The organism is Hoeflea sp., assembly GCF_984452065.1.
In genome coordinates, this window is the sequence record NZ_CFHWAF010000139.1 from 1 (window position 1) to 12,042 (window position 12,042).

Consider the following 12,042-nt stretch of genomic DNA (forward strand, 5'->3'; position numbering starts at 1 on the left):
CCGCACTGGCCGGCGTCAGCACAGCCACCGTGGACCGTGTCCTGCACAACCGGTCAGGCGTGAGCGAGCGGGCGCGCGAACGGGTCAAGGCAGCAATCCATGAACTCGGCTTCGGCCGGTTGCCGGGCGACCTGATGGAGGCGCCCAAGAAGACGCTTCGCTTCCTTTTCATTCTCCCGAAGATCGAGACGAGCTTTGCCCGGGCGATCAGCGACTCGGTCCGGGCCGCGGCGCGCGTGAGTGACGAGGTGAATATCGTCAACGATGTCCAGCGCATCGATTTGCGCGACTATGAGAGGCTGATCCGCGAACTGGATGAGGTCACACCGGCCAAATATGACGGTGTCGCGCTGTTCGCCGTGGACGCGCCCGGCGTACGGCAGGCGATGGACCGGGTCATCGAGCGCGGCGTCAACCTGATAACGCTGGTCTCGGATATTCCCACCTCGAAACGGCTTCATTTCGTCGGCATCGACAATGTCGCCGCCGGCCGCGTTGCCGGTACGCTGATGGGCCGTTTCCTGGCGCCGAAATCGGGAAAGGTGGGTGTCATCGCCGGATCGTTGCAGATGCGCGATCACGTCGACCGCTATCTCGGATTCGAGCAGATATTGTGCACACGCTTTCCGTCGCTGAGGATCCTGCCGATCGAAGAGGGCGACAGCCTTCAGGACAAGAACGCCGCGATCACGCGGCGCCTGCTTGAAAAGCATGACGATCTCATCGGCATCTATTCCGCGGCCGCCGGCAATATAGGTATTCTGGATGTGCTCGACGATCTTGGTGCCAGCGACCGGCTGGTGGTGATCATGCACGAGCTCTCCGAGCATGTGCGGGACGGGCTCTCGAGCGGTGCGGTCGATGCGGTCATCAATCAGGATACCGGTCACATCGCGCGCAGCGCGGTGCGCGTGCTGACAGCCTATTGCAACGGGCGCTCCATCATCGAGGCGCAGGAAAAGATCAGGATAGACATCTATCTGGCGGACAATCTGCCATGACCTGACGACAACCGGATCATGGAACGCAATCTGGCACGACGGCCCGAAGGGCCGGATCGGCAAGGGCGGATTATTGCCCGGCCACGGGCCAACGATCACTGCGCCTCACAGGCGCCAACGATCACTGCGCCTCACAGGCGCCAACGATCACTGCGCCTCACAGGCGCGAAAGCAGAGGGCAAACGGAGGAAACAATGAAAAAGCTGCTTACGAGCTGTCTGGTCGCCGGCGGTCTGCTGGCCGTTCCGGCAGTCGCGGAGGAGACCGTCAAGGTGCTTTCCATCAATCGCGACACCGGACAGTGGAAACAGATCTACCTGGATATGGCCGACGAATATATGCGGGCCAATCCCGGCGTGAAGATCCAGCTGGAGTTCATGGAGGACGAGGCGTTCAAGCAGAAGCTTCCTACGCTTCTTCAGTCGGATGCCGCGCCGGACCTGTTTTTCTCCTGGAGCGGCGGCGTGTTCTACGAGCAGGCCGATCAGGGCTTTCTGAAACCGCTCCCCGACGATGTGGTTGCCGAGTGGAAAAACGAAATGTCGGCGGGCGGGCTCGCCGCGCTTTCCTATAACGGCAAGTATTACGGCGCCCCGGAAGCCTCGCAGAATGTCGCCATCTGGTACAACAAGGACAATGCGAAGAAAGCCGGGGTCGACCCCACGAAGATCGAAACCTGGGACGACTTCCTGGATCAGGTGAAAACCGCGAAGGACGCGGGCGTGACGCCGATCATCGTCGGCGGGCAGGACAAGTGGCCGCTGCATTTCTATTATTCGCTGCTTGCCATGCGCATCATGGGCGAGGACGGCCTGCGCGCAGCCGCGGCCGGCGAAAACGGCGGTTTCGACAATGACGACTGGGTGCGCGCCGGCCAGGAATATATGCGGCTGATCGAGCTTGAGCCCTTCCAGGAAGGCTTCATGGGGGCAAAATACGATGCCGCGACGGGGCTGTGGGGCGATGGCGGCGCGGTGTTCACCCTGATGGGCGACTGGGACCTCGGGGCGCAGCGCGCCGCCTCATCCAATGGCGGGCTGTCCAATGAGCAGCTGGGCGTCATCCGCTTTCCGGCCGTTGAGGGCGGAAAGGGCAAGGTGACGGACACGCTGGGCGGTGCGTCCGGATTTGTCCTGACGCGAAACGCGCCGGATGAAGCGATCGATTTCCTGGCGTTTTTCCTCGGGCCGAAAGCCCAGAAGCGGGCGGCGGCCGAGGGTGTCTATATCCCGACCGCGCCGGCAGCCGGCGGTCTGGTTGAGGATTCCATCCTCAAGCAGTTTGCCCAAATAGGCGGAGCCTCCACCTATCACCAGCTTTTCCTGGATCAGTTCTTCGGCAGCACGCTGGGTGGCGCGATCAATGACGTGTCGGCGCAGATGGCGACCGGCGACATTACCCCCGAAGAGGCCGCCAAACACCTGGAAGAGACCAGGCAGTTTCAGTAGGCGGACCTTGCGAGCGGGCGTCCGGCTCAGGCCGGGCGCCCAACCGGCGGGCAGGTGAGCGGGGTCATTATGACATTGGCATCCAGTGAAAGTGCCATCGGCAGGGCGAGGCGTGGCCGCATGCGGTTCGATCTGAGCAGTCAGATGACGATGCTCTTGATCTTCCTGCCGCCCGCGATCCTGCTCTTTACCGTCTTTGTCATGCTGCCGATGGTCGAGGCGGCTTTTTTCTCTCCCTACAAATGGAGCGGCTACGGTCCGGCGCCCTGGGCCCTGAACGAACAGACCGGCAGGACATTCGGAACCTGGGTCGGTGCGGCCAATTTCGAGCGGATGGCCGGCCACAGCGCGTTCTCGATCGCGCTTTTCAATACGATGAAGGTGATCGGCGTCTCCCTGTTGATCCAGTTGCCGCTCGCCCTGGCGCTGGCGCTGATGATCTACCAGAAAAGCTACGCCAATACGGTGTTCCGTCTGATCTTCTTCGTTCCCTATATTCTGGCCGAAGTCGCCACCGGGCTCATCTGGAGCTTTGTGTTCGACGGCAATTTCGGTGTGTCGCGGATGATAACGGATACGTTTCATCTCGATCAGGCGTTCTTTCCGCTGGCCGAAAAGCAATGGGCGTTCAATACGATCCTGGCGGTGATCGTGTGGAAATATTTCGGCTTTCACATGATGATCTACATCGCCGGGCTGCAGAATATCCCGCGCGACCTGATCGAGGCGGCGCGCATCGATGGCGCCCGGCCGATGCAGATCATAGTCTTCGTCAAACTGCCGATGCTGTGGCCGGCGATCACCATCTCGATCTTCTACTCCGTTCTCGGCGCGCTGCAGGTCTTCGATCTGGTCATGCCGATGACGGCGGGCGGCCCGTCCAACAGCAGCCATACGCTGGTCAGCTATCTCTACAATTTCGGCTTTATCCGGCTGAATGTCGGCTATGGCAGCGCCGTCGGGGTGTTCCTGTTCGCCGTCGGCGTGATCTTCGCATTCGTCTACCGCAACACCGTGCAGAGGGAGCGTCACTCATGACCGATTTCGACTGGCGCAATGCCTCGCGTATCATCGTTCTTTTGTTCGTCTCCAGCCTGATCGTGCTGCCGCTGGCGGCGACCGTGCTTGGCGGTTTCAAGACCGACGGGGAACTGCGGATAGAACCGTTCGGCCTGCCGGATGTCTGGCGCACGCAGTTCTATGGCGAGATTTTCGCCGATCCGCAGTTCTGGCGCTACCTTTGGAACTCGCTGGTGATATCGCTGCTCACCGTGGCGCTCACGCTGATCCTCGGCTCGATGGCCGCCTATGCGTTTGCGCAGGCCCGGTTCTTCGGCTCGCGCTTCCTCTTCAGCTATCTTCTTCTCGGGCTCATGTTTCCATTCGCCGCTGCGATCATGCCGCTCTTCCTGACCGTGCGTGATCTCGGGCTGCTCGATACGCCCTGGGGCGTGATCCTGCCGCAGGTCGCCTTCGGGCTCGCCTTTTCGATCATGTTCTTCCGCACCTTCTTCAGGCAGATGCCGCCGGAACTGTTCGAGGCGGCGCGTGTCGACGGCTGCGGCTTCATCCGTTTCTATTTCTATTTCACGCTGCCGCTCTCGACGCCGATCCTTGCGACCATCGCCGTCTTCGTCTTCGTCCAGAGCTGGAACAACTACCTGCTGCCGCTGATCATGCTGAACGATCGCGCCGGCTACACCTGGACATTGGGAGCAATGGATTATCGCGGCGAATACATCGCCGAGTGGAACAGGACGCTCGCCTTCATGACCATGACGCTGACACCGGCCGTGGTGTTCTTCCTGGCGGCTCAAAAATACATCGTCGCCGGGCTGACCGGCGGATCGGTAAAGGGATAGTCAATGTTACAAAATCCGATACTTCCCGGTTTCAATCCGGACCCTTCCATCTGGCGCGTGGGCGAGGACTACTATATCGCGACCTCGACCTTCGAGTGGTATCCGGGTGTGCAGATCCATCATTCGAGGGATCTTCAGAACTGGGAACTGGTGTGCCGGCCTCTCGACCGCGCCGCTCAGCTCGATATGCGGGGCAATCCGGATTCCTGCGGTATCTGGGCACCGTGCATTTCCCATGCGGACGGCCTGTTCTGGCTGGTTTATACCGACGTCAAACGCTACGACGGCAACTACAAGGACACCCACAACTATCTGGTGACCGCGCCGTCGATCGAGGGACCCTGGTCCGATCCTGTCTATCTGAACTCTTCCGGTTTCGATCCGTCGCTGTTTCACGACGACGACGGCCGCAAATGGCTTGTCAACATGGTCTGGAACCACAATGGCAACCGTTATCCGAAAGGCAGGGGCAAACCCGACTTCTTCGGCGGCATCCTGCTGCAGGAATATGACGTCGAAGCCCGTTGCCTGACCGGCCCGATCAGGAACATCTTCACGGGCAGCGGGCTTGGGCTCACGGAAGGGCCGCATATTCACCGGGAAAACGGCTGGTACTATCTGATCACCGCAGAGGGCGGAACAGGCTACCAGCATGCCGTCACCCATGCCCGGTCGAGAACCATCGACGGCCCCTATGAAATCCATCCGAACGTCCACCTGCTGACCGCCAAGGATTCCGGCGGCGAGGGCCTGCAGCGCGTCGGCCATGGCCAATTGGTGTCGACACCGGACGGAGGCTACTATCACACCTTCCTGTGCTCACGTCCGCTCGCGGGTACGCGCCGGTCGCCGCGCGGCAGGGAGACGGGGATCGCGCGTGTGGAACTGCGTGACGACGGATGGTTCTACGCGCAGGGCAATACGCCCGAGCCGTCGCTTTCCGTCGTCCCGCCGGTCGCGTCGACCGATCCGCCGTCACCGGAAAACAAGCAATATCGGTTCGACGGGGCCAGGCTTCCGATCGATTTCCAGTGGCTTCGCTCGCCTTTTCCCGAACGGCTTTTCTCGCTGCCCGAGCGGCCCGGACACCTGCGGCTCTTCGGGCGCGAATCCATCGGCTCCTGGTTCGAGCAGGCGCTGGTCGCCCGGCGTCAGACAGCAAGCGCATACCGCGCGGAGACGGCACTTGAATTTGTTCCGGAGACATCTCAGCAGATGGCCGGCCTGACGGCCTATTACAACCGCTCACAGTTTCACTATCTGCTCGTAACGGCCGATGCCGACGGCAACAGGGTGCTCGATATCCAGAGTTGCCCCGGCGTCTGGCCCGAGGCGCATCTGAACTTTCCATTGGACGAGCCGGTGCTGCTGCCCGCCGAAGGCCGGGTCTGGCTCGGCGTTGACGTCACCGGCGCCGCGCTTCGGTTCCGCTACGGCCTTGAGGAGGGGCAATGGCAGAGCGTCGGGCCCGAGCTCGACGCGTCGGTCCTGTCCGATGAAGGCGGGCGCGGCGAACATGCCAATTTCACCGGCGCCTTTGTCGGCATGGCCTGCCAGGACCTGACGGGGCGGGCCCTGCACGCCGACTTCTCCCATTTCAACTATGAGAACCGCGAAGGAGAGGGATTGTGATCCGTCACCATGCCGTGCGCGACAGCCGCGCGGCGAAAGGAAGGAGGAGTGGCAATGGCTGAAGTCATACTCAAGGACATCAAGAAATCCTTTGGCTCCGTCGAGGTTATTCCGGACCTTGATCTGACCGTCCAGGACGGCTCGTTCACCGTGCTCGTGGGACCGTCCGGCTGTGGCAAATCCACATTGCTGCGGCTGATTGCCGGACTTGAGGAAACGACGGAGGGCCGGGTCCTGATCGACGGCGACGATGTCACCGACCGGGAGCCCTCGGAGCGCAGCATCGCAATGGTGTTCCAGTCCTACGCACTCTATCCCCATATGACTGTCGCGCAGAATATCGGTTTCGGATTGCGGCTGGCGCGCAGGCCGAAGCGGGAAATCCGCGAACGGGTTGAAGAGGCGGCGCAAATCCTGCAGCTGGAGAACCTTCTTGACCGCAAGCCCAAACAACTTTCCGGCGGGCAAAGGCAGCGGGTCGCCATCGGACGGGCGATTGTCCGAAAGCCCAAGGTGTTTTTGTTCGACGAGCCGCTGTCGAACCTCGATGCGGCGCTGCGCACGCAAATGCGTGTGGAACTCGCGGAACTGCATGCCAAGCTCGGGGCGACGATGATCTATGTCACCCACGATCAGGTGGAGGCCATGACCATGGCGGATCAGATCGTCATCATGCGCGGCGGCGTCATCCAGCAGTCGGGCTCTCCCATGGCGCTCTACGACCGCCCCGCCAATCCCTTCGTTGCCGGTTTTATCGGATCGCCGAGGATGAACCTTCTGGACGGCGATGTGGCCCGGCAAAGCGGTGCGGACCTGCTCGGCGTTCGGCCGGAGCACCTGGAGCTTTCGAAACAAGGCGGCGATTGGCCGGGGCGCGTGCGTTATGCCGAGCACCTCGGTTCGGACACCGTTGTCTATGTGGATGCCGACGGTATCGGGTCGGTCACGGTGCGGGTCAATGGCGAGGTGCCGGTGCGTGCCGGCGATCCGGTGTTTCTGACGCCCAATGCGGCGCGGCTGCACAGATTTTCCGGTGATGAGCGGCTGGCGGCCTGAACGCTACGCAACAGAGCGGGAGGGTTTTGCATGAAGGTTTGCGTTACGGGCGGCAGCGGCGGTGCGGGCGGCGCGGTGATTGCCGGCCTTGTCGAGCTTGGTGTCGACGTCGTCAATATCGACCGCATCAGACCCGAGAAAGAGATCTGCCCCTTCAAACAGGTTGATCTTCTGGATTATGCGCAGCTGAGCAAGGCTTTGGCAGGCGCCGATGCCGTTGCCCATTTTGCCGGAAATCCGCAGCCGGACTTCAATTTCTCCGACGGTGCGGACCGGTTCGAGAACAATACGGTGTCCTGCTTCAATGTCTTTCAGGCGGCGGTGGAAAACGGCATCGGAAAGGTTGTCTGGGCCTCGAGCGAGACGGTTTACGGCTTCCCGTTCGAACAAAACAGTCCGCAGCGGGTGCCGTTCCGCGAGAGCGATGAGAACCGGCCGCAGAATGCCTATGCGATATCCAAGGCATCATCGGAGTTTTTCGCCGCCGAGATGAACAAGCTCTACGGGATCACATTCGTGGGCCTGCGGCTTTCCAACGTGCTCTACCCGGTACGCGGCCATCATGCGAGCTACTACTCCATTCCCTCGTACTGGGACGATCCGCTCAGCCGAAAATTCAACCTGTGGAGCTATGTGGACTGCCGGGATGTCGCCCACGCGACGTGGCTGTCGCTGACCCGCGATCCGGGTGGCGCCGAGGTCTTCAATATCGCCGCCCGCGACACGCTCATGCGGATCGACAGCAGCGCGCTGCTCGACATGGCGTTCGAGCGAACGGTGGAGCAGGCGTTTTCGTTCCCTCGGGCATCGTTTCTGGACCTGTCGAAGGCCGAACAACTGCTGGGTTTCGTGCCTGAGTATGGTTGGGCGGATGTCTTGAAGGCCTGAGCCGACCGCCTCACCGGGCCTGCACAAGCCCGATTTCTTCGCTGGCTGATAAATTATTCCCCGTTGGCGCTGGCAATTGGCGGGCGGACGGGACATAAAGCCGCCTTGATGAAAAGCAGGAATGGCGGAGCTTGAGTTGATCCAGACCCCTTATCTTCTTTTTCTTGGCGATGCGCCGGACGCCCTGGCCGCCAAGGTGGCGCAAGGCATCAAGGACTGGCGGCCGGAACTTGCCGTCGGCCAGCTGCGGCTCGAAGGCTGCAATGCCGATATGGGCCTTGCGGACCTGACCATCGACGAGGCGGTCAAGGCCGGCGCCAAAACCCTGGTGATCGGTGTCGCCAATCGTGGTGGCGTCATCTCGGGCGGCTGGAAGGACATGCTGAAGTCGGCACTCCATGCCGGTCTCGATCTCGCATCGGGGCTTCACAATCATCTCAATGACGAGCCGGAGCTGGTCGCGCTGGCGCAAAGGGAAGGGCGCATGTTGCACGATGTCCGTGTGCCGAGCGTCTCCTATCCCATCGCCAACGGCAAAAAGCGCGGCGGAAAAAGGTGTCTGGCCGTCGGCAGCGACTGTTCGGTCGGCAAGATGTACACCGCCCTTTGCATGGAGCGCGAGATGCGCGCCCGCGGCATGAAGGCGACGTTCCGGGCGACGGGTCAGACCGGTATCCTCGTTACCGGATCGGGTGTGCCATTGGATGCGGTCGTCGCCGATTTCATGGCGGGAGCCGTTGAGCACCTGACTCCGGACAACGATCCCGATCACTGGGACCTCATCGAGGGGCAGGGCAGTCTTTTCCACCCGTCCTATTCGGGTGTGACTTTGGCGCTGATCCATGGCGGGCAACCTGACGCACTCGTCCTTTGCGACGAACCGAACCGGCCGCATATGCGCGGATTGCCGGAATACAAGGCGCAAAGCCTGGAACTCCTGCGCGATACGGCTCTGACCATGGCGCACATCGTCAACCCGGATTGCCGCATTACGGGCATCGCCCTCAACACGTCCGCGATGGGCGAAACGGAAGCCGCCGATTATGCCGCCCGCATCGAGGAAGAGATGGGCCTTCCGACCGTCGATCCTTACCGGCACGGGGCCGCGCGTCTGGTCGACGCGCTGGAATAGGCATCCATGCACACGCAACTTCACGTCGAGGAAACGGTCTTTCCTCTTGCCGAGGCCTTTACGATCTCGCGCGGATCCCGCACGCAAGCGCGAACCGTCACCGTCACGCTGAAGCGCGCCGGATATGGCGGCCACGGCGAATGTGTTCCCTATGCCCGCTACGGCGAGACGGTCGAGGGCGTGATCGGGGTGATATCTTCACTCTCGGAGGCCCTCTCGCAAGGCCTCGACCGTCATGGCCTGCAAGATGCCTTGCCGCCTGGTGCCGCGCGCAATGCGCTGGACTGCGCGTTCTGGGACCTGGAGGCCAAAATCGCCGGACGGCGGGCTTTTGAACTGGCAGGGCTTGCCGAGCCCGTACCGGTTCAAACGGCGTTCACCCTGTCGCTGGAAGAACCGCAGGTGATGCGCGAAAAGGCCGAGCGCAACGCGGCTCGCCCGCTTTTGAAAATCAAGCTTGGCGGCGAGGGCGATCTTGAGCGTCTTGAGGCCGTGCGCGCCGGTGCGCCGGACACCGCGATCATCGTCGATGCCAATGAGGGCTGGAGCCCGCAGGGCTATGCCGATCTCGCGCCCGAACTGCTGCGGCTCGGGGTGACCATGGTCGAGCAGCCGCTTCCGGCCGACGCGGACGAGGCGCTCGCGGACATGGATCGGCCGTTGCCGGTCTGCGCGGACGAGAGCTGCCACGATCGGGCGTCGCTCGCCGAACTTCGCGGCAAGTACGACATGGTCAATATCAAGCTCGACAAGACCGGCGGGCTGACGGAGGCGCTGGCGCTGAAACGGGATGCAATGGCCGGCGGCCTCGGCATCATGGTGGGGTGCATGGTGGCGTCGTCGCTGGCCATGGCGCCTGCCGTTCTGGTCGCTCAGGGCGCCGACATCGTTGATCTGGACGGCCCGCTCCTGCTTGCCGGCGACAGGGCCGATCCTCTTGTTTACGACGCCGAAGGCGTTCATCCTTCTTCCAACAGGCTTTGGGGCTGATGTGATGCGGACAGTTTATGTAAACGGCGAATATGTTCCTGAGAACGAGGCGACGGTGTCGGTTTTCGACCGCGGCTTCCTGTTTGCCGACGGTGTTTATGAAGTGACATCGGTGCTGGATGGCAAGCTGGTCGACTTTGCCGGCCATTGCGGGCGCCTGCGTCGCTCATTGAACGAACTGAGTATGAACTTCACAGTTTCCGACGACGCGCTTTTGGCGATCCATCGCGAACTTGTCGCCAGGAACGGGCTGGAAGAGGGGCTTGTCTATCTGCAGGTCACGCGCGGTGCGGTGGACCGGGATTTTGTCTTTCCGCCGGATGACACGCCGGCAACGCTTGTTCTTTTCACCCAATCCAAGCCGCTGATCGACAACGCGCTGGCATTGCGCGGGCAAAAGATCTTTACGGTCGACGACCTTCGCTGGAGCCGCTGCGACATCAAGACGGTGCAGTTGCTCTATCCCTCGCTTGCCAAGATGGAAGCGCGCGCCAAGGGCGGGGACGATGCATGGCTTGTGCGTGACGGGCTGGTGACGGAAGGCTCGTCCAACAACGCCTACATCGTTCTTTCCGACGGATCGATCGTCACGCGGGATATCTCCAACCTCATTTTGAGCGGGATCACGCGCAAGGCGGTTCTGGCCTGCGCCCGCAATCTGCAGATGAAGGTCATCGAGCGGGCTTTCACGATTGAGGAAGCGAAAAACGCGGTTGAAGCGTTCTCGACATCCGCGTCGGGTTTTGTCAATCCTGTCATCTCCATAGACGGCCATGAAATCGGCGACGGCAAGCCCGGGCCGGTGGCCGGCAAGCTGCGGGACGTCTATATAGGGGAAATGCGCAAGGCTTCGATCTGAGAAGACCGGAGGTCATTCTTAAATGGAATGAATATATTGCAAAATCTCTATTTACCGCCGCTGAAATTTGGAGCATTTTCCGTTATGTTTTAAACAATCATTAAATTTTGAAATGAATGGCGCCTTTCGTCGGAGACGCTTGAACGCAAGATCGGGAGCGACGCAATGACCGCAAATCTCAAGCCCAAGGAAATGCCCTCCCTGTCATCGTTCAACTGGGAAGATCCGTTCCGGCTGGACGATCAGCTCAGCGATGACGAACGGATGATCCGCGATTCCGCCCGCGCCTATGCGCAGGAGCGCCTGCAGCCGAGGGTGATCGAGGCCTATCGCGAAGAGGTCACCGATCCGTCGATTTTCCGCGAAATGGGTGAAATGGGTTTGCTCGGAACCACCATTCCGGAGGCCTATGGCGGCATCGGCGCCGGCTATGTCACCTACGGCCTGGTCGCGCGGGAGGTGGAGCGCGTCGATTCTGGCTACCGCTCGATGATGTCGGTGCAGTCCTCGCTGGTCATGTATCCGATCTATGCCTATGGCTCGGAAGAGCAGCGTCAGAAATATCTGCCGGGTCTTGCGAGCGGCGAACTGATCGGCTGTTTCGGCCTGACCGAGCCGGATGCGGGCAGCGATCCGGGCGGCATGAAGACGCGGGCCGAAAAGGTGCAGGGCGGCTACCGGCTGACCGGCACCAAGATGTGGATCTCGAACGCGCCGATCGCCGATGTGTTTGTGGTCTGGGCGAAATCCGATGCCCATGACGGCAAGGTCCGCGGCTTCGTCCTGGAGAAGGGCGCATCCGGTCTCTCCGCGCCGAAGATCGGCGGAAAACTCTCGCTGCGCGCGTCGATCACCGGCGAGATCGTGCTTGACGGGGTTGATGTTGCCGAGGACGCGCTGCTGCCGAATGTCGAGGGCCTGAAAGGTCCGTTCGGCTGTCTCAACCGGGCCCGCTACGGCATCGCCTGGGGCACCATGGGTGCGGCGGAGTTCTGCTGGCACGCGGCGCGGCAATACGGGCTCGACCGCAAGCAGTTCGACCGGCCGCTGGCCCAGACCCAGCTTTTTCAGAAAAAGCTCGCCGATATGCAGACGGAAATCGCGCTCGGTCTTCAGGGCGCCCTGCGTGTCGGCCGCCTGATGGACGAGGCCGATGCCGCGCCGGAGATGATCT

The 12,042-nt window shown here is 61.6% G+C and carries 11 protein-coding genes; all 11 read left to right on the top strand.

Features of this window, described 5'->3' with window-relative positions:
* On the top strand, positions 1 to 1,001 hold a 1,001-nt coding region (locus AC5E6N_RS20040), incomplete at its 5' end, for a LacI family DNA-binding transcriptional regulator (protein WP_491749467.1).
* Positions 1,002 to 1,195: 194 nt separating this feature from the next.
* On the top strand, positions 1,196 to 2,449 hold the full coding sequence (locus AC5E6N_RS20045; protein WP_491749468.1) for an ABC transporter substrate-binding protein: 1,254 nt from the start codon (positions 1,196 to 1,198) through the stop codon (positions 2,447 to 2,449).
* Between the two features lie 120 nt (positions 2,450 to 2,569).
* Positions 2,570 to 3,487 (top strand): carbohydrate ABC transporter permease, encoded by a 918-nt coding sequence (locus tag AC5E6N_RS20050; RefSeq protein ID WP_491749469.1) that lies wholly within the window; start codon positions 2,570 to 2,572, stop codon positions 3,485 to 3,487.
* Positions 3,484 to 4,311, top strand: a complete 828-nt coding sequence (locus tag AC5E6N_RS20055; RefSeq protein ID WP_491749470.1) for a carbohydrate ABC transporter permease — start codon at positions 3,484 to 3,486, stop codon at positions 4,309 to 4,311. The genes AC5E6N_RS20050 and AC5E6N_RS20055 overlap by 4 nt, the downstream gene beginning before the upstream one ends.
* Before the next feature lie 3 nt (positions 4,312 to 4,314).
* Positions 4,315 to 5,943: a glycoside hydrolase family 43 protein gene (locus AC5E6N_RS20060; protein WP_491749471.1), complete on the top strand. Its 1,629-nt coding sequence runs from the start codon at positions 4,315 to 4,317 to the stop codon at positions 5,941 to 5,943.
* Positions 5,944 to 5,997: 54 nt separating this feature from the next.
* A complete protein-coding gene (locus AC5E6N_RS20065; RefSeq protein WP_491749472.1) occupies positions 5,998 to 6,999 on the top strand; it encodes an ABC transporter ATP-binding protein in 1,002 nt (333 codons plus the stop codon).
* Between the two features lie 30 nt (positions 7,000 to 7,029).
* Positions 7,030 to 7,887 (top strand): NAD-dependent epimerase/dehydratase family protein, encoded by an 858-nt coding sequence (locus AC5E6N_RS20070; protein WP_491749473.1) that lies wholly within the window; start codon positions 7,030 to 7,032, stop codon positions 7,885 to 7,887.
* Positions 7,888 to 8,023: 136 nt separating this feature from the next.
* Positions 8,024 to 9,019 carry an N-acetyltransferase DgcN gene (gene dgcN / locus AC5E6N_RS20075; protein ID WP_491749477.1) on the top strand — a complete coding sequence of 332 codons (996 nt, stop codon included), beginning with the start codon at positions 8,024 to 8,026 and terminating at the stop codon, positions 9,017 to 9,019.
* A gap of 6 nt (positions 9,020 to 9,025) precedes the next feature.
* Entirely contained in the window at positions 9,026 to 10,009 is a 984-nt protein-coding gene (dgcA, locus tag AC5E6N_RS20080) for an N-acetyl-D-Glu racemase DgcA (RefSeq protein ID WP_491749474.1), read from the top strand.
* Between the two features lie 4 nt (positions 10,010 to 10,013).
* Positions 10,014 to 10,868: a D-amino-acid transaminase gene (locus AC5E6N_RS20085; protein ID WP_491749475.1), complete on the top strand. Its 855-nt coding sequence runs from the start codon at positions 10,014 to 10,016 to the stop codon at positions 10,866 to 10,868.
* Positions 10,869 to 11,033: 165 nt separating this feature from the next.
* Positions 11,034 to 12,042, top strand: a 1,009-nt coding sequence (locus AC5E6N_RS20090) for an acyl-CoA dehydrogenase family protein (protein ID WP_491749476.1), incomplete at its 3' end; no start/stop codon positions are given.